This is a genomic window from Mucilaginibacter sp. P2_A4 (assembly GCF_056405015.1).
This window is the reverse complement of record NZ_JBFUCX010000022.1, coordinates 1-22,735: the sequence shown is the minus strand read 5'-3', so window position 1 is coordinate 22,735 and position 22,735 is coordinate 1. Positions and strand designations below refer to the sequence as shown.

Annotated in this window: 17 protein-coding genes; 10 read left to right on the top strand and 7 right to left on the bottom strand. The window is 39.6% G+C overall.

Annotation, left to right across the window (positions count from 1 at the left end; all coding sequences use genetic code 11):
- Positions 1-123 precede the first annotated feature (123 nt).
- The 3 genes from AC1DYB_RS28025 to AC1DYB_RS28015 all read right to left on the bottom strand — a co-directional run bounded on the left by AC1DYB_RS28025 (position 124) and on the right by AC1DYB_RS28015 (position 3,597).
- Positions 124-642 (bottom strand): DUF2911 domain-containing protein, encoded by a 519-nt coding sequence (locus AC1DYB_RS28025; protein ID WP_295719635.1) that lies wholly within the window; start codon positions 640-642, stop codon positions 124-126.
- 261 nt (positions 643-903) lie between these two features.
- A complete protein-coding gene (locus AC1DYB_RS28020) occupies positions 904-3,285 on the bottom strand; it encodes a carboxypeptidase regulatory-like domain-containing protein (RefSeq protein WP_477439914.1) in 2,382 nt (793 codons plus the stop codon).
- Between the two features lie 96 nt (positions 3,286-3,381).
- Positions 3,382-3,597, bottom strand: a complete 216-nt coding sequence (locus AC1DYB_RS28015; protein WP_477439912.1) for a hypothetical protein — start codon at positions 3,595-3,597, stop codon at positions 3,382-3,384.
- A 296-nt stretch (positions 3,598-3,893) separates the two neighbouring features.
- Between AC1DYB_RS28015 and AC1DYB_RS28010 the strand changes: the two genes are divergently transcribed.
- Positions 3,894-4,523, top strand: a complete 630-nt coding sequence (locus AC1DYB_RS28010; protein WP_295719643.1) for a DUF47 domain-containing protein — start codon at positions 3,894-3,896, stop codon at positions 4,521-4,523.
- Positions 4,524-4,668: 145 nt separating this feature from the next.
- On the opposite strand, the gene AC1DYB_RS28005 is transcribed toward AC1DYB_RS28010, so the two are convergent.
- Both AC1DYB_RS28005 and AC1DYB_RS28000 read right to left on the bottom strand, forming a co-directional pair.
- Complete coding sequence (locus AC1DYB_RS28005) at positions 4,669-7,143, bottom strand: TonB-dependent receptor (RefSeq protein ID WP_477439910.1); 2,475 nt, start codon at positions 7,141-7,143, stop codon at positions 4,669-4,671.
- 262 nt (positions 7,144-7,405) lie between these two features.
- Positions 7,406-7,819 (bottom strand): EamA family transporter, encoded by a 414-nt coding sequence (locus AC1DYB_RS28000; RefSeq protein ID WP_295719648.1) that lies wholly within the window; start codon positions 7,817-7,819, stop codon positions 7,406-7,408.
- Positions 7,820-7,993: 174 nt separating this feature from the next.
- Between AC1DYB_RS28000 and AC1DYB_RS27995 the strand changes: the two genes are divergently transcribed.
- The 9 genes from AC1DYB_RS27995 to AC1DYB_RS27955 all read left to right on the top strand — a co-directional run bounded on the left by AC1DYB_RS27995 (position 7,994) and on the right by AC1DYB_RS27955 (position 19,570).
- Positions 7,994-8,671 (top strand): response regulator transcription factor, encoded by a 678-nt coding sequence (locus tag AC1DYB_RS27995; RefSeq protein WP_477439908.1) that lies wholly within the window; start codon positions 7,994-7,996, stop codon positions 8,669-8,671.
- Positions 8,668-9,915, top strand: a complete 1,248-nt coding sequence (locus AC1DYB_RS27990; RefSeq protein WP_477439906.1) for a sensor histidine kinase — start codon at positions 8,668-8,670, stop codon at positions 9,913-9,915. Before AC1DYB_RS27995 ends, AC1DYB_RS27990 begins: the two co-directional genes overlap by 4 nt.
- Before the next feature lie 79 nt (positions 9,916-9,994).
- Positions 9,995-11,230 (top strand): TolC family protein, encoded by a 1,236-nt coding sequence (locus AC1DYB_RS27985; protein ID WP_477439904.1) that lies wholly within the window; start codon positions 9,995-9,997, stop codon positions 11,228-11,230.
- Between the two features lies 1 nt (position 11,231).
- A complete protein-coding gene (locus AC1DYB_RS27980) occupies positions 11,232-12,185 on the top strand; it encodes an efflux RND transporter periplasmic adaptor subunit (protein ID WP_295719658.1) in 954 nt (317 codons plus the stop codon).
- A complete protein-coding gene (locus tag AC1DYB_RS27975) occupies positions 12,185-15,286 on the top strand; it encodes an efflux RND transporter permease subunit (RefSeq protein WP_477439901.1) in 3,102 nt (1,033 codons plus the stop codon). Before AC1DYB_RS27980 ends, AC1DYB_RS27975 begins: the two co-directional genes overlap by 1 nt.
- 58 nt (positions 15,287-15,344) lie before the next feature.
- Positions 15,345-16,346 (top strand): YncE family protein, encoded by a 1,002-nt coding sequence (locus AC1DYB_RS27970; protein WP_477439899.1) that lies wholly within the window; start codon positions 15,345-15,347, stop codon positions 16,344-16,346.
- A 120-nt stretch (positions 16,347-16,466) separates the two neighbouring features.
- Positions 16,467-17,471, top strand: coding sequence for a fatty acid desaturase (locus AC1DYB_RS27965; RefSeq protein WP_295719664.1), 1,005 nt, complete (start codon positions 16,467-16,469; stop codon positions 17,469-17,471).
- Between the two features lie 200 nt (positions 17,472-17,671).
- Complete coding sequence (locus AC1DYB_RS27960) at positions 17,672-18,499, top strand: sterol desaturase family protein (protein ID WP_477439897.1); 828 nt, start codon at positions 17,672-17,674, stop codon at positions 18,497-18,499.
- Between the two features lie 165 nt (positions 18,500-18,664).
- Positions 18,665-19,570 carry a hypothetical protein gene (locus AC1DYB_RS27955; protein WP_477439895.1) on the top strand — a complete coding sequence of 302 codons (906 nt, stop codon included), beginning with the start codon at positions 18,665-18,667 and terminating at the stop codon, positions 19,568-19,570.
- Positions 19,571-19,669: 99 nt separating this feature from the next.
- On the opposite strand, the gene AC1DYB_RS27950 is transcribed toward AC1DYB_RS27955, so the two are convergent.
- Positions 19,670-21,898, bottom strand: a complete 2,229-nt coding sequence (locus AC1DYB_RS27950; protein WP_477439893.1) for a putative Ig domain-containing protein — start codon at positions 21,896-21,898, stop codon at positions 19,670-19,672.
- 336 nt (positions 21,899-22,234) lie between these two features.
- Positions 22,235-22,735 (bottom strand): transposase (locus tag AC1DYB_RS27945; RefSeq protein ID WP_477439891.1); only part of this gene is annotated, 501 nt, incomplete at its 5' end.

The window sequence follows — 22,735 nt, the reverse complement described above, 5'->3', positions numbered from 1 at the left end:
AATATAAGGCTAATTGAAGGTTGTTAAAATTATAGAAGGCAGCTGGATGTAACAAGTTAAATATCGATACACAAAAAAAGCTCCGGTTAAGGAGCTTTTTTGTGTATCGATATTTTATTACACTTATTTTATTGAAACAGGAACCTCAAAAGTATCCCATTTTAAGCTGAAGCCTTTTGGTGTAATAGTATAAATAAGGCTTTCGGTTTTAGGAGCTGTCTTCCCTTTAACCGTTACCCTTAACTGATCATTAGCTTCTTTATAAGTATAGGCGCCCCATTGTTTTGGGTTTTTATCAAAAATAAGAGTCCAGGTACCGCTTTCTGACGGAATTACAAAGAAGGCATAACGGCCGGCCGGAAGTGTTTTACCTTCAACTTTAATAGCTTTACTTGTTGTAATACTGGTTGCCGAATCGGCTCCTGCACGCCATACCTTACCAAAAGGCACCAATTCGCCCAGTACTTTACGACCTTTTACATAAGGACTTCCGTATTTAATTTTAATTAACGAACCAGCTACTTTAGCACTTGTGCTATCATGCGGGCTTGCTGGCTTTTTATCCTGGGCAAATGTTAGGCTGCTTATAAACAGCGCAAATACAAAAAGCAATGCTGCTTTCATTTTAATAGATCTTTTCATAGTATTTCTCATGATTTATTTGGTATAAATATAGGGCGAAATTTGTTCTGGTAGCAATTAACGGAGTAAATAAAACTTAATTGCTTTTGTAAAAAATATTTCAATTAAAAAACAGTTGATATATAGTAATGTTATAAATAATGAGACGGCCACATTGCAATTAGGAATTGACCTTAAGGTTAAAATGGCCAAAAGGTTAAACAATTGTTGTGGTTTTTTTTAACCCTTTTGCCTCAAGGCAGGGGTTTTTTATTTAGCCTTTTACTCCACCTTATAAGTATAAACATTGCGGCCTACATTACCGTTTTCGTCTATCCCCTCAACTACTATACGGTAATTACCTTTGCCATCTGCATTGTAAAAATCAAATGAAGCGCCACCATCTTTATCCGTAACAATATCAGGGTTCCAGTATATTGTGCTGCGCTCATCAGGTTTATTACTTTGGGTAGCCGAACCACCATAAACGGGCGAATAAAATACACGTGCTTTATAAAATCCTTTAGGAGCATAGGAAAGCAACCCCGGTGAAATCTTTTTATTTACAGGCAATCCCTTATTTTTAACTGTTGTAATTAATAAAACCCCATTGGCTCCCTGGGAACCATAAATAGCAGCATCAACATTTTTAAGCATTTTAACACTTGCTACATCAGCTACACTTAAGTTATCAATATTTGAACTTGACTGCGCGCCATCTATGATCACCAACATGGGGCCTGCTCCTGTTAAACCAACTCTTTCCCTTAAATACGGCACACCGCCCATTAATGCCACCCCGGGTAAGTGGCCCTCCAGGCCGCGAGATATTCCTGTTTGATCTTTAAACTGATCAATTGTGTTATTGTGAGATTCTAAATATTTATCTTTAATAATCACTTCCTTCAATGATTTCCCGCTTGCATCTGCCATGAACGTAGTTGAAGCGAGGGGTTTACCATTGTTTTTAAGAGCAACGTCATCAGCTAAACCCTGGCTATTAATTGTTGTGATATTAACTTTTTCGGGCTGGTCTATTATGATTTGCGTATTACTCTTCCCAGTTTCTGTTTTAGCTTGAATTACAAATGAGGTATTGCTTGTGTAAATCAAATTTGCAAAAGTAAACCTGCCATTGGCATCAGTTACCTGGTTTAACATAGTGCCCCCGTTTTGGGTAAGCAACGTAACGCTCCCATTAGCAACCGGCGCCCCAGCCATAGTTTTTACCGTACCTGATAAATCCAGTCCTTTTTCAACAGGATAAGTTGAGGCCATTTTGGCATCGTCGCCAAGCAATTGTTTCCAAACAAACCTGCGGTATCCTTGTGTAAGCATCAATATATCCAGATCGGCACGTGTATCACTGGTAACATTGGCAAAATAATAATTGGGCTGCTCAACAAATCCCCGCAAAGCCGATGTTAATAAAAGATTGGTTAATATGGTAGTTTCGGCACTTTCATTCACCGGTATCCGGGTAGCATCAATAACCGATGCCGAGAAATAACCTGTAACAGGTTTATCATCCTTTTTTGCACTAACAGTAACATGTACTTTACCCCTTGCCTGGTAAGCAGCCTTATCAGTGCCGGTTTGTATATTTATAATATCATTGTTTTGTATAAACGAAAGGCGCTCATTCATAGGTTCGCCGGTTTTAGAAAACAGGGTAACCTGCACTAAACCGGTTTGGAAATCCTTTTTATCAAGATTAATATCAAGCACCTGGTTATCAAGTGTTGTTTTAAGTGAACGTACCGATCCGTTTGAATAAATAACAACGCCTATTTCTTTATTCTTATTTTCAAGATAGTAAGGTCTATTTGCATTAATTTCTATCATCAGCTTATCTGGCTTATCATTGTTTACCAGCAAGGTCATCCCTTTACTATCAGCTTTAGGTAAATCAATAACGGCTTTGGTGCCATCGGCATAAGTGAGGTTTGCCTTGTAGCTTCTTCCTTCAACCGGGGTAATGTAAATAACGCCCATACCCAGGTGTTTGGCTTCAAACTTAGTCACTTCTGCGTTTAGGTTATCAACAACTACTCCTTTAACATTTACGCCCTGCCCATTATGGTCAATAGCCTTAAACGCGAGTTTAACCGGTATATCGTTAACAAAAGTTCCGCCCTCGGCAAAAAACTGAATGTCAAACTTATTATGGGTGTCTGTATTTTTCCGTGTTGCCAATACCGCGGTGGCGGGCACAGCACTGTTAACTGCTATTGGCTGATCAAATATGCCTGGATCGGCGTTATTAAGCATCCATTTGGTATACGCCTTTACATGATAAATGCCTTTTGGCAGCCTGGCTGGTAACGCAAAATCGCCCCAGGTTAAGCCATTAGTAACTTGTAATGATATATTTTGCACCAGCGAATCGGCGGCATTTACCAAATCGACGTGCAGAACGCCACTTAATTTTGATAACTGATGTTGTTCGCCCAGCGTAACGTAGGCTTTAAAAAACATTGTATCGCCGGCGTTGTAAAGGGCTTTATCAAAGTGAAGGTATACCTTTTCAATAGCTTTTGTTGTTGATAGGGTTTGCAAACGCGAAACAATATCATCCAATGATAATGATTGTTTAACGCCTTGCGAAAAAGCTGGTATATAAAAACAGGTTGTACACAAAAGTGCAAATAGTAACTTTTTCATGCAGGAAATGGCAAATAGAAATGGGTTTATAATTGGCAATTAAATATACCTAATTTCCGCACACAAAAACAAATTAAAATACTGGTATATAATTCATTAAATCGTATCCATATTAAAATCTGCATTTTCCCGTATCTCCTCCCAATACACAGTTTCGCAATAAATGTGATTCTGAATTGCCACGCGGTTTTTTATCGCTTGCAATTCCTTTTTGATCTCTTCTGTAGTGAGGTCGCTGCTTAGTGAGTAGTAATAAATTGCATAACCAGTTTTACTGTTTATAAATCTATAGTGTTTATCAGCGGATTTCATGATATTTAACTTATATAAGTTAACAATATATTTAAGAGCAATATTGTTTTAGCGCAAAGCAATTGTTACATATAATTTATTTACCTTACCGGTATATAGTAGTTGAAAACACAATGCAAACACACTTAAATTTGATAACATTTAATTAACATTGAGTTAACAATTACATGACTTTTCACTGCAAATTAATAGCTACATTTAGCCGCATAAATATATGTGCATAGTGGGCGCTAATTAATTAGTATACACGCTTTTAACTTAATTGTCATTTAAAAAGTCATAAAAAGTTCAAGTCAATGTCGATATTTCCCAATTCAAATCAGGTTTTTTATGATTTATTTAACCGTGCAGTTGCCAACGCTACCGAAATGGCAACTTTACTTAACACGGCGGTAAACTCTGCCGATACCTACGAACAAAAATTTCAGTTTACACTTGTTGATAAACTGAAGGCAAAAAGTTACGAAATTACCCACCAGGTATTTACAGAATCGGGCAGAATGTTGATTTCACCTTTTCAGCGCAAGGATATGTGCGATCTGGCTGCTGCAATTGATGATGTTGCCGATAGTATAGCCATGGCATCGCGCAGGATAAACCTGTATGATGTACCTAAGATCACTTCTCCTATTATTAGCCTGGCAGATCTTATCCTTAAAACTACAAAAGGGCTTCAGGAAGCTGTTAACGCCATGAACAATTTAGGTAACTCAGCCCACATATTTGAACTTTGCAACAATATAAAAAAACTGGAATACCAGGCTGATACCGTATACAATGAGGCTTTTGCCGATTTGCTGGCTAATGAAACTGATGCCATACAACTCATAAAATACACTGATGTTTTTATGGCGATGGAAACCGCTACAGATAGCTGCGAAGATGCTACACTGGTAATTGAGAGCATCCTGATTAAAAACGGATAGAATCATTACTACCCACTGCAAAACTGAGGGTAGTAAAAGAAAACATATTTATATAAAAAAAGCGATGAATTAAATTCATCGCTTTTTTTATGGGTATTGGTTAGCCAATTAAATGCCCTCTCCTTTTGAAGGGTTGTATTAGGCCTTACTTTCCTTTATCAGCAGGACCTTCATCCTGTTTATTACCGCCGTTATCATCTTTTTCTTTATCCTTCTTAAACTCAAGCTTGCCAAACTTGTAGCTCAGGCTGATACCAAATGATTGTACCGGTATATACCTGATGTTGGTTTGGTTAAAGCCGGCACCATATGTTGTGGAACTTTGGCTTACATATTTAGCAAAAGGATTTGACGCGGTAAGCCCTATGCTGGCCTTTTTGTTCATGAACATTTTACGCATCGCGAAGTTGTAAAACACAAACTTGGGTTGTGTGCCCTGGATGCTTTTTTGTGATGAGTTATAGTTGCCAAAAAACTCGGCGCTTAAATCATGTCCAAAACTGTATTGGGCATTCAGGTTTAAACGGTAAGTAAAGCCGATTACGCTTGGGCTACCCGGATTATTACTTGTACGTTCAGAAAATATCATGTTGGTACGCAGGTTAAATTCCTTTGTAACAGGCAGCGATGCGTAGATGTTTATCCCCGCGCGATCTTCAGAGCCAAGATTATATCGCTTAGTTAACGATACGTTGGTGTATTTACTACCGTCAATCCGCAACGTATCATAAAAAGTAGTAAAGCGTTGCAGGTCGTCGGTATTTTTACGGTAAAAAGCTGCTATGTTAATATTTGCACCCTTATCAAACGATTTATTGTAACCCAACTCAAAATTATCGCCACGCTCAGGCTTCAGGTTAGGATCGCCGGTACTGATGTTGTGGGTATCGCTGATATTATAGAATGGATTAAGGTCGCCGTAATCGGGGCGTTCTATCCTGCGGGTATAACTCAGTTTTACAGATTGCGATTCACTAATTTTATGTGAGAACACCAGCGATGGTACCAATATGTTATAATTAGGAATATTTGTATTCTTAAAATCGGCCGTAGTTACTGTGTATTCGTCTCTTAAGCCTGCTTTAATATCCAAAAAGTTATTGAACACCGATGTAGTTGCCGATAAGTAATAGGCATATATCTTACGGTCATAAGTAAAGCCGTAGGTTTGGTTATAGTTGGGTACATTGGTTGCGCCATTAAGCAAGGTATCGGTAACTACATTGTTATTGATGTGGTTAAAATCGAGTTTACCACCTGTTTCGATGGTAAAGTTTTTACTTACCGGATGCGAGTAATCTACAGATATATTGGTTTCCCTATCTTTGCCCGGGTTGCTATTGGTGATACCTGTAGGTATGGTGCCCGGCTGCAAATTCTGCAATAACTGCGATGAGCTAAAACTGTTGTTACCAAAGCTGGATGAATACAATATATCAAGCTCCTGCCCTTCTTTATCAAATGTTTTTTTGTAGGCTAAACTTACGTCTGTGGATGTTCCGCTAAACTTACTGCTGGATGTGCGGAGGGTTTTAAGATCAGAAAGTTGGGTGCCGTCGGCACTTACTGTATTTTCGTCCTGGTTGGTTAAGCCATTACCATGATTGCCAAAATGATTGAAGCCCACAGATGCGGTAAGATCGTCATGCTTGCTGATATTCCAGGTAAAATTCAGGCCCGATTGATAACCGTTACGTTTAAAATTATTGCTCCCCTGCTGAAACAAAGTAGTGGTTTTCCCTAATGAATCTTTAGATACACGATTGCTCGTGTTCGGTGAGTTACTGTTAATCTGGGCGTTGCCGCTAAAAAATGCATTGACGCCAAAGTTACCTTTACGTACATTGAGGTTAAATGACCCGTTTTCGCGACGGGTACCAGCCGATAGGTTAACGCTGCCGTTTACTCCTTCAACTTTACTGTCTTTTAAAATAATGTTGATGATACCTCCTGTACCAGCGGCATCATACTTGGCGCCGGGACTGGTAACTACTTCAATGCTTTTGATCTGGCTGGCCGGGATACTTGCCAATGCATCGGCAAGGCTGGCGCCAAAGATGCTTGATGGTTTTCCGTTTATTAAAAAGCGGATATTGGCGTTACCCTGCAACTCTACATTGCCATCAATATCAACAGTAATCTGAGGTACCTTTTTTAATATATCGATAGCTACCCCGCCCTGCGCACTCAGGTCGTTTTGCGGGTTGTATACCATTTTATCTATCTTGTTTTGAACGGTTGGCGTTGTAGCGGTAATATTTACATCCTTTAACTGGTGCGGCGAGGGCGATAGTAATATTTCGCCTAAATTGATGGCAGCCCCATCTTTAACTATAATATGCTCCAGGGTAGCACGCTGATAACCTAAAAAATCGGCGGTAACTTTATATTCGCCTGCAGGTATTTTATCAACCGTAAAATTTCCTTTAGGATCGGTACTAATACCGTTAAATGGCGATTCAACTCCTTGTTTATAAACAGATATAGTTGCATAATCAACCGCTTGTTTGGTTGTAGCATCGGTAACTTTACCAATTATTTTACCCTTGCCGGCAGGAGCCTGAGCATGTAAATTTATTGTAAACAGAATAAAAATAAATAATATACAGTACGCTTTCATTATCCTTAAAAAATCCATGATTTGGGTGCGAATTTGAAAAGAAACTTTGGATTAATTCTGATTACTGGTGTGTTTGTTACAATAAGGTTAACTTATCAACATACTTGTTACAATGAGGTAAAAGAATCAAGAGTTAAGAGTCAAGACTCAAGAAAAAATCCTTTTTTATTAATTAAATGGAAATATATCAATATGAAATTGCCTCAAAAGCAACATTCACTCTCTCATACTGATTCTCAGTTTCTTTACTCGCTATCGTGCCTCAAAAAATCAGGACCAAAGTACCGGCAATGATCAATAAAGCACCAATGCCATTCTTTAAAGTAAGCGGTTCGCCCAAAAACACAACGGCTAAAACAATGGCCAATGCCACGCTCAATTTATCAACCGGTGCCACCTGGGATACTTTACCCAATTGCAAAGCCCGGAAATAACAGATCCAGGATAGCCCGGTTGCACAGCCAGACAGGATGAGGAATGTCCAATTCAGGCGGGTTAAACCTTCAATCCCTTTATTGCTGCCTTTAAACAACACAATAGCCCAGGCCAGTATTAATATTACTACCGTGCGTATGGCGGTAGCCAGGTCGGTATCAACTCCTTTTATACCTATTTTGGCAAAAATTGCAGTAAGCGCGGCAAATAAAGCCGATAGTAGAGCGTATATCCACCACATAATTTTTAAATTTTAAGTTTTACCCTGTATTTTTTAATTTAACGTTAACATTATAAACGCAAATTTGCTTTATCAAACTGTAGTAAATCTGGTTAAATCCAAAATGTGTACAAAATGGATGGGTACCTTTAGCCGGAATATATAAGTTGCATATCAAGTAAACAGATAGCCCAAATGAAATTACTGATTATTGAAGATGAAGAAGGCCTGCGGGAAAGTATTGAAGAATATTTTGCCGAAGCAGGAAATATCTGTGAAACAGCCGCTACCTATTCTACCGCCCTAACCAAGGTTGAGTTATATCGTTATGATTGTATCCTGCTGGATATTACTTTACCCGGCGGCAATGGCATCAGCATCCTCAAAAAATTAAAAGAAAATAATTTTACAGATGGTGTGCTTATCATATCCGCCAAAAACTCGCTTGATGACAGGCTGCAGGGCCTTGATCTAGGCGCCGATGATTACCTGGTGAAACCATTCCACTTATCCGAGTTAAAGGCACGCGTATCTGCCATCATCAGGCGTAAAATGTACAACGGAAGCAACCTGTTGGTTTTTAACGAAATCAGTATCGATCTGCAGGCCAAAACAGTAAGCGTACATGACACCCCTTTAAAGTTTACCCGCAAGGAATTTGCGTTGCTTATTTATTTTATAGCCAATAAAGGAAAGGTAGTCTCCAAAAACGCCATAGCCGAACACCTTTGGGGCGATGGTATAGACCTTGCCGATAATTTCGACTTCATTTACTCGCACATCAAAAACATACGCAAAAAGCTTGTAGAGGCTGGCGCTAATGATTATATCCAGGCTGCTTATGGCATGGGCTATAAATTCTCGGGCCAATGAAGCTGCTTACCTTATATAACCGCGTAAACATCATCACAACTGTAGTTGTAATGGTGATAACCGGAATCATCTACTACCAGGCTATTAGCTGGATATTGAATGATCAAAATGACAAGGCCTTAAAGGTAGAGGAAGATGAGGTTTTTGATTATGTAAAACTTAACCACCAATTACCACAGGTATTTGAATCCAAAGATCAACAGATCACCTTTAGCGAGGCTAAGCCAAATTCAATAACGCGCGAATTTATCAATACAGATTACCGCAGGGATAAAAATGAATACGAGTCGGGCCGCGGACTGATCAGTTCTATCACCGTAAACGGTAAATACTACAAGATACTTATTGTAGAATCAAAGGTAGAAACTGAAGATCTCATACAAATCATTTTCGGCATTACCATCGGCGTTATTTTACTGTTGATGCTGGTATTACTTATTGCCAACCGTTTAATTTTAAATCGTTTATGGCAGCCCTTTTATAGCATTTTACGCGAGATAAAACTGTTCAATATTACCGATAGCCGCGAGATACCCCAAACTACTACCCGTATTACTGAATTTGTGGAGTTAAACCAGGCTGCAGCTGCAATGACCACCAAAGCAAAATATGACTATAAAGAACTCAAAACCTTTACAGAAAATGCTTCTCATGAGTTGCTTACCCCTATCGCGGTCATCAACTCTAAATTGGATACCTTAATACAATCCGAAAACTTTAATGACAGGCAAAGCAAACTTCTTAATGATCTGTACAGCGCGGTTGCACGGTTGAGCCGGCTTAATCAATCATTATTACTATTGGTTAAAATAGAAAACAGGTTACTAACCGACCAGCAAAATATTAACCTGCGCCTGTTAATTGAAGAAATGGTTTTGCAATTGGAGGATATTTTTAGTGATAAGCAAATAACGGTAACGGTTGAACTGGAGGACAAGGAGGTCCTGGCAAGCCGGTATCTGATAGAGATATTGCTCAGTAACCTGGTCATTAATGCAGTAAGACACAATCATGCCAACGGTAATATTATCATTAAATTAACAGCCCATAATTTAATTATCAAAAACACTGGAGATAGCAAACCATTGCCCGATGATAAAATTTTTACACGATTCCATAAATCATCCACCTCTGATGGCAGCGGGCTTGGGCTTACCATCAGCAAACAAATTTGCGAAAACTTCGATTTTTCACTCTCCTACCAATACCAGGCCCATTATCACACTTTTATTGTAACTTTTTAAATTGGCATTTAGCATCCTAAATTTTTACAGAATTTAGCTATAGTTTAGCTATGTTTAAAATACATTTATACCTCATTTAATGAAGTGGTTTTTCGGTTTTATATTATTCACACTCACCTATACTGCTGCCCGGGCACAAACTTATACGCTTGATCACTACCTGGAACTTGCAAAAAATAACAGTCCCTTACTTAAGGCTGTCAGAAATCAAATAGCGGCAAGCCAAATAGATAGTTTAAGATTAAGGGCCGGTTTAAGGCCACAGGTAAACGTAAACAGCAACGGCTATTTTGCACCTGTTGTTGGTGGTTATGGTTATGCAGGCGCTATTACTAATGTGCAAACCTTTAATGCACTTTTAGGAGTAAACAAGCAGCTGATAGGTAAACAATATTTAAATACACAACTGGCAGCCATAAACTTACAGCGCGATTCTATCATCAACAGCGGGGCAGTATCTGAACAAGACTTAAAAAAGACCATCACCGGTCAATACATAACCGCTTACGGCAGTTTGCAGCAGGTAAAATTTAACCGCGATGTAGTTAAATTACTTACTGAAGAAGAAGGCCTGCTAAAAAAACTCACCCGAAACAATGTTTACAAACAAAGCGAATATCTTGCTTTTTTGGTTACCTTAAAACAACAGCAGCTACAGCTTTTGCAGGCACAAATACAATATAAAAATGATTATGCCACACTAAATTACGTGGCCGGTGTTGTTGATACTACAACGGTTGAACTAAGCGAGCCTGTTATTCAAACAACAATTACGCCCGATGCTTCCATGAGTATATTTTTCAGGCAATTTAAATCTGATAGTTTACGACTTGTAAATACGAGGAGCTTAATTGACTATAGCTACAGGCCTAAAGCTAATATTTTTGCCGATGGCGGATATAATACTGATTTTACAACCCAGGCCTATAAACACTTTGGTACCAGCTTTGGCTTTAGTATTTCTATGCCAATTTACGATGGCGGCCAGCGTAAACTTCAATACAAAAGGTTAAAACTGGAAGAGGAGACCCGCTTAAATTATAAAGCGTTTTTTAATTCGCAATACCGGCAGCAAATTGCGCAGCTTAATCAGCAGATAAACGAGAATGATAACCTGATTAACCAGATAAAGGAACAGATAAAATACGCCGAAAGCTTAATAAAGGTTGATACTCAACTAATGCAAACCGGCGATGTAAAAATTGCAGATCTTATACTGGCTGTTAATAGTTACTATACCATTACCAACCTGCTTACACAAACTACCATAACAAAGCTCCAGCTCACCAATCAATTAAATTACTGGAATAAATAACATGAAAATATATAAAACAGCCTGTTCCCGTTCAAAAAACATTTTAATAATTTTAGCAGTAGCACTGGTGTATTCTTCATGTAAAGGTAATTCTGATGCAGCAACTGCAAGCGATGCAGAAGTTGTAGTACCCGAAACACCTGTACAAGTTACCACCATTGACGAAAGTTCACTTACAGATTACATTGAACTGAATGCCACATCATCATTCCTTCAAAAAAACTATGTAAAAGCTAATGCAATTGGTTACATACAAAAGGTAAATACGCAAATTGGCCATTACGTAAATAAAGGCGCGGTTTTATTTACAATAAAAACCAAAGAAGCGCAAAGCATTGGCAATAGCATAAACATACTTGATACTACCTTCAAATTTTCGGGCGTAAATAAAATCAAAGCCTCGGAACATGGTTATATTACGCAATTAAATCACCAGGTAGGTGATTATGTACAGGATGGCGAACAATTAGCTATCATAAGCGACAGGGGAAGCTTTGCCTTCATTATGCAGCTGCCTTATGAATTGCGCGCTTCTGTATCCAGCAACCAGGACGTATTGCTTACCCTGCCTGATGGGGTAAAATTAAATGGCAAAGTAGCCTCTTTTATGCCCGTTGTTGATACGCTATCACAAACTCAGGGCATCGTGATCAAAGTAAACTCGGCCGATCAAATCCCCGAAAACCTGGTAGCCAGGGCACGAATAGTAAAAACATCGAAAACAAACACCACATCCCTGCCAGCTTCAGCCATCCTATCAAACGAAACACAAACAGAATTTTGGGTAATGAAATTAATTAATGCCACCACAGCAGTTAAAATACCTGTAAAAAAAGGAATTGAAAGTGGAGGCAAAGTAGAGATTCTATCACCCAAATTTTCTCCCCGGGATAAAATAGTTATAAGCGGTAATTATGGTTTGGCAGATACAGCTAAAGTTAAAATTGTACAGTAATGGCTAAAGTTGTAGAAACAAAAATAGATAAGGTAGAGAATTTTTTTATTTTTTATCGCAAACCCCTGCTACTGGTATTATCGCTGATATTAATAGGTGGCATATTTGCTTATACCAAACTTCAAACTTCCCTTTTTCCAGAGATTACTTTTCCTAAAATTAAGGTAATTGCCGATGCCGGTTTACAACCGGTAAACAAAATGATGATAACGGTAACCAAACCGTTAGAAAACGCGATAAAACAGGTACCGGCCTTACAAATAGTAAGAAGCACCACAAGCCGCGGAAGTGCCGAGATATCGGCCTATATGGATTGGAATGCTGATATTGACCTCAGTAAGCAACAAATAGAATCACAGATTGCTAAAATTCAAAATACCCTGCCGCCGGATGTAAACATATCCGTCGAAAAAATGAACCCTTCTATTTTACCGGTAAGCGGGTACACGCTGGAAAGTCATGAAAGATCACCAATTGAGTTAAAGCAACTGGCTACATTTACCGTAAAACCATTTTTATCACAAATAAACGGCGTATCCGAAATAAGGGTTATTGGTGGTAAAACAAAAGAGTACTGGCTTGTGCTTAACCGCGAAAAAATGACGGCGCTGTCATTAACGCCGGATATGATCAGCAGCGCATTAAGCCAAACAAACTTCATAAAATCAGAAGGTTATCTTTCTGATTATAAAATGCTGTATCTCACCGTAACCGATGCTACCGTAACTGCAAAGGATCAGCTGGAAAATATGGTGATAAGCAATAACAGCAAAAGGGTTATCCAGGTAAAAGATATTGCATCAGTACAAATAAGCGAAGGCATAGAATATACCAAGATAAATGCCAACGGCCATGATGGCGTATTAATAGCAGTTATAAAACAACCCAATGCCAACCTGATATCCTTATCAACAGATATGGCGGCAAAAGTGGCGGCCCTTCAAAAAATACTACCCAAAGATGTTACTATAAAACCCTACTATGTACAGGCCGATTTTGTAAACGATTCTGTTAAAAGTGTTACCGATAGTGTTTGGATAGGTTTATTGCTGGCAATAGTTGTAGCTATTATTTTCCTGAGATCATTTAAAGCCAGTGCAACCATTTTAATTACAATTCCGGTTACGCTTTGCCTTACACTTATTGTGCTTTACGTAATAGGCTATACTTTCAATATCATGACGCTGGGTGCAATAGCAGCAGCTATAGGATTGATCATTGATGACGCCATTGTTGTGGTTGAGCAAATCCATCGCACGCACGAAGAGCACCCTGATGAACCCACCAGCCGCCTGCTTAAAAAAGCTATTGATTACTTGTTCCCGGCTATGCTTGGCTCATCTATAAGTACCATAGTTATTTTTGTTCCCTTTTTATTGATGACGGGTGTTGCCGGAGCCTATTTTAAGGTAATGACCAACACCATGATCATTACCCTTATCTGCTCGTTTTTTGTAACATGGATAGGTTTGCCTGTGATCTACCTGTTTCTTACACGTAATCAACATGCGCATTCAACAAACGTAAAGGAAGAAACACACGAGGTAAAAAGGCAGGGCTGGGTCTCTTTTTTCATTATGCAGCCAATAATCAGCGTTGTTATCATGATGGCATTGATTGCAGTGATCGTTTTTATACCCTCAAAATTAGAAACCGGTTTTTTACCGGCTATGGATGAAGGCAGTATAGTGTTGGATTATAGTTCGCCGCCGGGAACCTCGCTGCAGGAAACCGACCGGATGCTAAGAGAGATAGAAAAGATCATCACCAAACATCCTGACGTAGCCGCCTACTCCCGCCGTACAGGAACACAAATGGGTTTTTTTATAACTGAGCCTAATACCGGCGACTACCTGATTCAATTGAAAAAAACTCATGAAAAAACAACTGAAGAGGTAACCAGTGATATAAGGAGTGAGATTGAAAAAACACAACCTGCCTTACGGGTAGATTTTGGACAAGTGATAACGGATATGTTGGGCGACCTGATGAGTTCAACCCAGCCAATCGAAATCAAAGTTTTTGGCGATGACCAACGCATCCTTCAAAACCTTTCCAAACAAATTGCAGCCGAAGTCACCGCGGTTAAAGGTACTGCCGATGTGTTTGATGGTATCGTGATTGCAGGTCCTTCTGTAAGTATCGTACCTGATTATAAAAAGCTGGCTCAATACAATATCACACCGGCCGCCCTGCAGTTTCAGGCCCAAACAGCCCTGGACGGCAACGTGGTAGGTAATTTGTACGAAACTCAGCAACTATCTCCCATCCGCATGGTTTATCCGGGTAACCGGTCATTAAACATAGCCGATATTAAAAAACTAAATATATTCCTGGGCAACGGTAAATTAATTCCGATAAGCCAGTTGGCTACAGTTGAGATAAAAGCCGGCGATGCCGAAATTAACCGGCAGGACCTGCAATCAATGGGCGTTATCACCGCCCGGTTAGAGAATAGTGATTTAGGAACAGTAATACCCGCCATACAAAAAAACATAGCCCAAAAAGTAAACTTCCCCAGGGGCTATCATGTAGAATATGGCGGTGCTTATGCCGAGCAGCAGCAATCATTTAAAGAACTGCTGATTATCCTCATCACATCGAGTCTGTTGGTTTTTGGGGTGATACTATTTTTGTTTAAGCAGTTCAGAATAGCAATATTAATTTTGGTGATGGCCGTTTTGGGTATTTCGGGAAGCTTTTTGGCTTTATATATTACAAATACTCCACTAAATGTTGGCAGCTATACAGGATTAATTATGATAGTTGGTATTATTGGCGAAAATGCCATATTCACCTTTTTGCAATTTAGGGAAAGCGCAAGAGAAAAAAGCGTGAATGAAGCTATAGTTTATTCTATCTCAACACGGTTAAGGCCCAAATTAATGACCGCATTAGGAGCAATAATTGCATTAACTCCACTGGCTTTAGGTATCGGCGCCGGGGCTCAGCTACATCAGCCTTTGGCTATAGCAGTTATTGGCGGTTTCTTAGTTGCCCTGCCATTGCTTTTAATTGTTTTACCAAGTATGATGCGTATTTTATATCGTAATGGCTTCACTGTACCGGCTATTGAACAACATACAGATCATCCGCAATAGCACAATATTTCTCCAGATTTAAAGCCTAATTTCATTCGTATAAACAGACCCAACAAAAATGAAAAAGCAAATTTTAATTCTTGCATTACTGGCAACGGCCTTAACTCCTATGGCCTTAAAAGCTCAAACCTATGTAGCTGATAAAACCATATCCCTACCCGGCGATGGTGGTTACGACTACCTGGCTATTGATAAGGTAAATCACCGTTTATATGTATCACATGGCACACAGGTAAATGTTATCAATTTAATTACCGAGCAACCCGTAGGTTCTATTGATAACATGAAAGGTGTACATGGCATTGCTATTGTAAATAAATTGAACCGTGGCTTTATTACCGATGGCAAATCAAACTCGGTTGTAGCTTTTGATTTAAAAACATTGAAAATTATTGCAACCATCCTGCTTAAGGATGCAAACGGCCCGGATGCTATTATGTATGATTCCTACTCCGATCGCGTTTTCAGCTTTAACGGCGAAAGCAACAATTCATCCGTTATCGATCCTAAAACCTTGAAACAGGTAGGCACTGTAGCTTTAGGCGGCGGTCCTGAATTTGCCGTATCTGATGGCAAAGGCAAAATCTACAACAACCTGGAAGATAAAAGCAGCCTGAATGTAATTGACAGCAAATCACTTAAAGTGGTAAAAAACTATCCGCTTGCGCCATGTGGCGGTCCTACAGGGCTGGCATTGGATGCCGCCAGCCAACGCTTGTTTACCGTTTGCCGCGAAAACAAAGGTATTAGCGTAATTAATATCAATACCGGCAAAGTTACAGCAACCCTTCCTATTGGCGCCGGAGTTGATGCAGTAGCTTATGACCCCGAAACTAAATTGATATTTTGCTCATGCGGTGATGGTACAACTACCATTATAAAACAAAAATCAGCAGATGAATACAGCGTTGTTCAAGTACTAAAAACTCCTGTGCGTGCCAAAACTCTGGCTTTAGATACCGAAACCCATAAAATTTATTTAAGCGTTGCAGAATTTGAACCCGGTACCCGCAAGGCATTACCAAATACATTTAAAGTACTGATTTACAAACAACAATAAATAAAAAACCATATAAAATCTTTATGAAAACGGCATGAAGATTTTATAAGGATTTTTTATTTTGACTACTAAATGATATTTTCAAAAACGTTATTGCTATCTTTAACGTTTATATATTATATGATTAAGAGAACTGATTTTGTTTATTCCCAGGAGTCTGAACCACATCGTATTCGTACAAAAAAAATTCTAAAGCAGTTTCCGCATCTTCGCAAACTGATAGGTAAAAATCCAAACACTATATTTGCTATTATTGGTTTAGTGGCTTTCCAGGTGGTTTTAGCCTGGTTTCTGCGCGACCAATCATGGTGGTTTGTTTTTGGCGCGGCCTATTTATTGGGCGCCTTTGCTGATCATGCTTTGTTTGTGATGATTCACGAATGTACTCATCAACTGCTGTTTAAAAACCGTAATGCAAACCGTTGGGCATCTATGTTTGCCAATTTGCCGCAAATATTGCCAAGCGCTATATCTTTTGAAAAGTACCACATTAAGCACCACTCTTTCCAGGGTGTGCATGAGCTGGACGCCGATTTGCCAAACAGATGGGAGGCTAAACTGATAAGCAATTCATTTTTTGGTAAAGCGATATGGTTGTTATTTTTCCCCGTGTTTCAACTGTTCCGTTTATCAAGGTTAAGAGAGATTCACCCTATTGACGGCTGGATAGTTACCAACTTTGTTTTGCAGGTGATCTTCACTACGGCAATAGCTTATTTTATGGGCTGGCATTCAGTTGCGTTTTTACTATTAAGTTTTTCTTTTTCGGTAGGCTTACACCCGCTTGGTGCACGCTGGATCCAGGAGCATTATCTTACTCATACTATTGAACAGGAAACTTACAGTTACTACGGTAACTTTAACGCGGTAGCGTTCAACGTAGGATTCCACAATGAGCACCATGATTTCCCATCGATACCTTGGAATAAACTTCCTGAGATAAAGAAAACTGCTCCTGAATATTACGACACATTACACTTCCATACTTCATGGACCAAGCTATTTTTCCAATTTCTTTTTGATCGGGAAATATCACTATTCAACCGTATCCTCCGTAAAGATCGCGGCCGGGTTGCATTAACAGATGTTTCAAAACCCGATGTGGAAATGGAGATGACTAAATAGTATTAAAATGAAAGGGCTTTGAAAAGAGCCCTTTTTTATTGCCCTATAACAACACTGAAACAGAAATACTTACTGCATTAAACAGGGAAATATTATCGTTATTTTTTTGCTCAGAAAGATGAATAAATAATGAAGAATTAACGTGGGGTTAAGGAAACGGTAACATATTCACTACCTTTAGGTCCCTATTTAATTTAACTATGCACAAACTGAGCTCATTTTTTTCTCAGCACGAAGATCTGACCCAAGTACTCTTATATGCCGGTGTAATAACAAGCTTATGGTTTGCCGAAATGATAGTATCATTTGATGGTATTAAAACCAAATGGAAGCATTCATCAGTTAACACACTTTTTATTTTTACGGCCTTACCACTGCAACTACTATTAACAACTTTTGTTGTTTTAATATCCGGATGGGCTACTGTTCATCATTGGGGACTTATCAATTTTATACCCTACCATACAAATCCCTGGGTTTACTATATCGGTTTATTTGTAATGCTTGACTTTTGCGAATATGTTTATCATGTTACGATGCACAAAGCCGAGCCATTGTGGAAATTTCACCTGGTTCACCACAGCGATCTTAAGGTAGATGTATCAACCACGCTAAGAGAACATCCGTGCGAAACCTGTATACGCACCTGCTTTTTAATGTTTTGGGTATTTATATGTGGCCCTGCTATTGCCGCCCTTATTTTAAGGCAAACTTTCCAATCATTCTCCAACATCATTGCACATACTGAGTTTAGATTACCGGCAAAGGTTAACAAGATTGTTGGGCTGGTATTTATTACACCTAACCTGCACCATGTACACCACCATTACCAATTACCTTATACAGATTGTAACTATGGGGATGTATTAAGCATCTGGGACAGAATTTTTGGCACTTACGGCAATTTAGAAAAAGAAGACACCGTTTTCGGCATTGACACTCACATGGACGAAAATTTGAACGGAAAATTTGTAAACGTGATAAAGATTCCTTTCCAAAAATTCGATCATCCTCAAAGGCAGCGATAATTATCAATTATTACATAAACACAACGTGTGTTTAAATTCCTTAAGCTAAATTTGCGCAAGTAACTTGTTGGCAGCATTTTTGTGCAGATGTACAAGAATACCATATAATTAATGCGAACTTCATAATAATATGATTTATTTGCGTTATTATTCTTAACAATTTAGATGAGCAGAAGAAGAAAATTAAAAATCCTTATACCCCTGATTATGCTGCTCTTTTTGGGGTCATATGCCAGGCACCGTTTGCTTGATAAAAAGGATATAAGTGGCACGCTCAACAATAAGCAAATGGATGAAACTTCGGGTATTGCCGCTTCATCCATAAACCCCGATATTTATTATGTGCACAATGATAGTGGTGATACAAGCCGCTTTTTTTCTATAGATGAAAAAGGAGAACTAAAAAGCACTATTTATTTTACCGGCGACAAAACCGAACGCTTAGGCGTAAAAGATTGCGAAGATATAGCCGTTGGGCCGGGGCCAAAAAAGGGTAAAAGCTATGTTTACCTGGGCGATATTGGTGATAACAATGGTTCAAGAAAATACATTACCGTTTACCGTTTCATGGAAAGTACTTCATGGGCCGGCGATACCATAACCCATGCCGTGCCGGTAGCTATCCATTTCAAATACCCCGATGGGCCAAAGGATGCGGAAACTTTAATGGTAGACCCCGTTGAAAAACTATTATATATTGTTAGCAAACGGGGCGATTCTGTAGCAGTTTATACGTCGCCATTAAATTTTACAGCCAATGATACACTTACCCTAACCAAAAGGGCTAAGTTATTTTTCCCGGGCTTCAGACCTTTTAAATGGATCACGGCGGGCGATATATCAAAAGATGGACAGCAGATTGTACTAAAAAGCTACGAAAAGGTTTACTACTGGCGCCGCCTGCCTAATGAACATGCCTGGGATGCCATGGTAAGACAACCAAGAGAATTACCCTACGTAGCCGAAAAACAAGGCGAAGCAATAGGTTTTACACCCGATGGTAAAGGATATTACACCACAAGCGAAGGTGTATTTTCGCCGGTTTACTATTACCATAGTCCGCAGAAATAAAACCCATATTGCTATAAACAAAGCAATCGCGAACTATACAGATCAACTCTGCAAAGTTCGCGATTGCCATACTCCAATTGCTATAATAGTATACTGATACTATTTCTCTACCCTTACCAACAACACGCCGTGCGGCGCTACGCTTGCAGTTAAGGTTTTACCGCTACTAATGATATATTTCTGCTGCCATACATCCCTGAATTTGGTATAGCCCCTTATCGCCGGATCGCTTTTATCAAGACTAATGGTTTGGTATTTATCGGATGTATTAAACAAACCAATAGCTTTGCCGCCGTCTTTTAATTCCTTTACCCAAACCTGGTAATCATCTTTTTTAACGTATTGACTTGCTCCTTTGCCTAAAGCATCCTGATCAATGGCCAGCACTTCATCATTTGTTAACAGGCTCAATGTAAAGCTATCCAGGTGGCCCATATCGCAACCAATCAACAATGGCGATGCCAACAGGCTCCATAAGCTGATGTGTGTATACTGCTCATCAAAAGTAAGGCGTGTATTATGCAGGCTTGGCCCCCATCCTACTTTACCTACAACCAACATATCAGGATCATTAAAATGACCTGGCTGTGCATGCAATGCAGCCGGGCCCTGGTTAAAACCTATGGTTGACACACTTTGCCATGTATCCTGGATATCGCCTGTTGTACGCCAGCTGTTGCCATTAACTTCGGCACCCCACTCCCATACATTGCCCCAACCGTATTGGCAAAGGCTATACATGATATCGCGGTTTACTTTACCCAATGAAGCCTGCATTACCTGGTAAGGTTTTTTCAATTCGGCCAGGTCGGGCTTTGGAGCTATTTCAGAGTATGAGCACCAGTCGTATTTTAAATAATCAATGCCCCAATCAGCATAAGTTTGTGCATCCTGGTCTTCATGTTGCCAGCTGCCTAAATAACCGCCGCAGGTACGTGAGCCCGGCGATGAATAAATACCCATCCGCAAACCTAAGCTATGTACATAATCGGTTAGTCCTTTCATATCCGGGAATTTGCTGTTGGTAACAATTTTACCATCTGATGCCCTTTGTTCTGCTTCCCATCCATCATCTATATTAATGTACGCCCAGCCGTGCGCGCTCAGCTTATCAATCATTGCTTTGGCCGATATACGTACCTTACTGTCATTTACACTCAAGCCCCATGCATTCCAGCTGTTCCAGCCAAGTGCTGGTGTTAAACCTATATTATCGCCAATACTAATCGTGAATTTTTTAACTTTTGCACCCAGTGTATTACTCACTGTAAAAGTAACCGGGTAATCTCCTTTTTGAACTACAGTACCGCTTATCACCCCTGTTGCAGCATCAAGCTTTAAGCCTTCTGGCAAACCGCTTACCTTATAAGTTAAGGGCTTTTTACCAGATGCCGGTATCAGGTACAAAAACGGGTGACCAGGACGTGCGCCAAATACATCGGCTCCATTTATTTTCACCTTAGCCGATGGATAAGGGGTAAGGATATAGGGCGTAGTTTCGGTTTGCACAATCGCTTTACCCGATTTGGTATCTGTAAATGTATAGCTAATGGTGTATGATTTTTTAGCCAAACGAGCTATAGAAAATGAATAGGTGAACGGTTTGCCTTTAGTAAAGGTAGCATCGTTAGTCTTTTCATACAATACAGCGTTGGTTTCTGGATCGGTTACTTTGAAGGCCAATTTTCCGGAGTATTGGTATTGGTTTGTAGTAAATAGCTTAACACTTTTACTAAGGCTGTTATTATCGCCATATTCAAAATCAGCATCGGTATTAACCGCTACGTGGTCCATTACATCGGCCATGGTAATGCTAAACACACTGCCGTAACCGCTGCTAACCATACCGCCATCGCCGCCAGTATCAAATATCCGTACGGCCAGTACATTCTCTTTATCCCACAAAATAGCCGGATTGTTTGCAGCTATAGTATAGGAGCGACCTCCATAGTGTCCATCTTTTATAGTACCGCCATTGCCGCCATATTTAGCTATCAGTTTACCATTCAGGTATACTTCATCGTTATCGTCAATAGTACCTAAGTTTAAGCGAAGGCTATCTTTCAGGAAAGATTTTTCTTTTAATGATGATGGGATCACCACTTTGGTACGATACCAGCCAAAGCCATCATAATTGGGGTGCCCCTGGCGCTCCCAGTTGTCATTAAGGTTAGCAGCCTGCCAGTGCTGATCATTATAAGTTGGTGATGCCCATTGCGCCGAATCACCAACAGCCAATTTCCAGCCTTTGCTTATGGAAACTTCTTGTGCCGATGCGCCTGAAAAAAACGCGCCAAGCAGTAGCATTGTAAAAATCTTTCTTATCATAATTAATTGTTTAATGATACAATCACAAGCCGCCTTAAAACTAAGGGTAGCTTATAATTGATTCAGAATGGTTTACTGGTTGTTTATACTTTTTAAAGGTATAAAGTTTTCAAGAAAATAGAAATGTATACATAACATTTATTCAATAAAAAGCACAAGGGACTTTAATTGAAACAACCACCATGTCATTGAGTGGTAAAATCCAGTGGACACTGAACGGACAATGACGTTAAAAAGGTTTGTCATCCTGAGGAACGAAGGATCTATTCGCAAACTTTACAGGGCGAAGAAGCATGGTGAAGAGTAGATCCTTCGTTCCTACCCATGACATATTAGTTATGCAGGTACCAATTCCATGTTCAGTTCAAAGGCGAGTTTCTCTAACCGCCTTTTTTTCTGCTCCTTAAGTATGGCTTCATAGACCTCCAAACCTTTTTCCACAAAGTCAGCTCCTTTGACTATTAAACGCCAGTATTGAACAGCCAATTTTCTGGCCGTTGCTTTAATAGCTATAGCGGGGCCTTTTCTTCCTCTTAATCTTCTGGCAAATGCTCCCCAACCAATATACTTGCTGTTTAATAAGCCGTGGGCCATCTGCTTGAATATTTGTCCTACCGTGGGCTTGCCCTTGCTCTTGCTTTTATACTTTCTCCCCGACCGATCCTGCCCCGGTGACAATCCAAGCCAACCGGTAAAGTGTTTTTCACGTGGCCACTTACTCAAGTCAGACCCTACTTCTGAATATAGTAGTAACCACTTATAATCGGTAAACCCGGGCAGATGGGTCGCATCCCTGCCGCCAAATATTTTGAACAAATGGTCACCAAGGCCGTTTAT

What these genes read in the sequence shown, in the direction of transcription:
- AC1DYB_RS28010 (WP_295719643.1), top strand. Translation starts at nt 3,894, where the DNA reads ATGTCGATATTTCCCAATTCAAATCAGGTTTTTTATGATTTATTTAAC.
- AC1DYB_RS27960 (WP_477439897.1), top strand. Translation starts at nt 17,672, where the DNA reads ATGCACAAACTGAGCTCATTTTTTTCTCAGCACGAAGATCTGACCCAA.
- AC1DYB_RS27990 (WP_477439906.1), top strand. Translation starts at nt 8,668, where the DNA reads ATGAAGCTGCTTACCTTATATAACCGCGTAAACATCATCACAACTGTA.
- AC1DYB_RS27980 (WP_295719658.1), top strand. Translation starts at nt 11,232, where the DNA reads ATGAAAATATATAAAACAGCCTGTTCCCGTTCAAAAAACATTTTAATA.
- AC1DYB_RS27970 (WP_477439899.1), top strand. Translation starts at nt 15,345, where the DNA reads ATGAAAAAGCAAATTTTAATTCTTGCATTACTGGCAACGGCCTTAACT.
- AC1DYB_RS27950 (WP_477439893.1), bottom strand. Translation starts at nt 21,898, where the DNA reads ATGATAAGAAAGATTTTTACAATGCTACTGCTTGGCGCGTTTTTTTCA.
- AC1DYB_RS28015 (WP_477439912.1), bottom strand. Translation starts at nt 3,597, where the DNA reads ATGAAATCCGCTGATAAACACTATAGATTTATAAACAGTAAAACTGGT.
- AC1DYB_RS28020 (WP_477439914.1), bottom strand. Translation starts at nt 3,285, where the DNA reads ATGAAAAAGTTACTATTTGCACTTTTGTGTACAACCTGTTTTTATATA.
- AC1DYB_RS28005 (WP_477439910.1), bottom strand. Translation starts at nt 7,143, where the DNA reads ATGAAAGCGTACTGTATATTATTTATTTTTATTCTGTTTACAATAAAT.
- AC1DYB_RS27995 (WP_477439908.1), top strand. Translation starts at nt 7,994, where the DNA reads ATGAAATTACTGATTATTGAAGATGAAGAAGGCCTGCGGGAAAGTATT.
- AC1DYB_RS27955 (WP_477439895.1), top strand. Translation starts at nt 18,665, where the DNA reads ATGAGCAGAAGAAGAAAATTAAAAATCCTTATACCCCTGATTATGCTG.
- AC1DYB_RS27975 (WP_477439901.1), top strand. Translation starts at nt 12,185, where the DNA reads ATGGCTAAAGTTGTAGAAACAAAAATAGATAAGGTAGAGAATTTTTTT.
- AC1DYB_RS27985 (WP_477439904.1), top strand. Translation starts at nt 9,995, where the DNA reads ATGAAGTGGTTTTTCGGTTTTATATTATTCACACTCACCTATACTGCT.
- AC1DYB_RS28025 (WP_295719635.1), bottom strand. Translation starts at nt 642, where the DNA reads ATGAAAAGATCTATTAAAATGAAAGCAGCATTGCTTTTTGTATTTGCG.
- AC1DYB_RS27965 (WP_295719664.1), top strand. Translation starts at nt 16,467, where the DNA reads ATGATTAAGAGAACTGATTTTGTTTATTCCCAGGAGTCTGAACCACAT.
- AC1DYB_RS28000 (WP_295719648.1), bottom strand. Translation starts at nt 7,819, where the DNA reads ATGTGGTGGATATACGCTCTACTATCGGCTTTATTTGCCGCGCTTACT.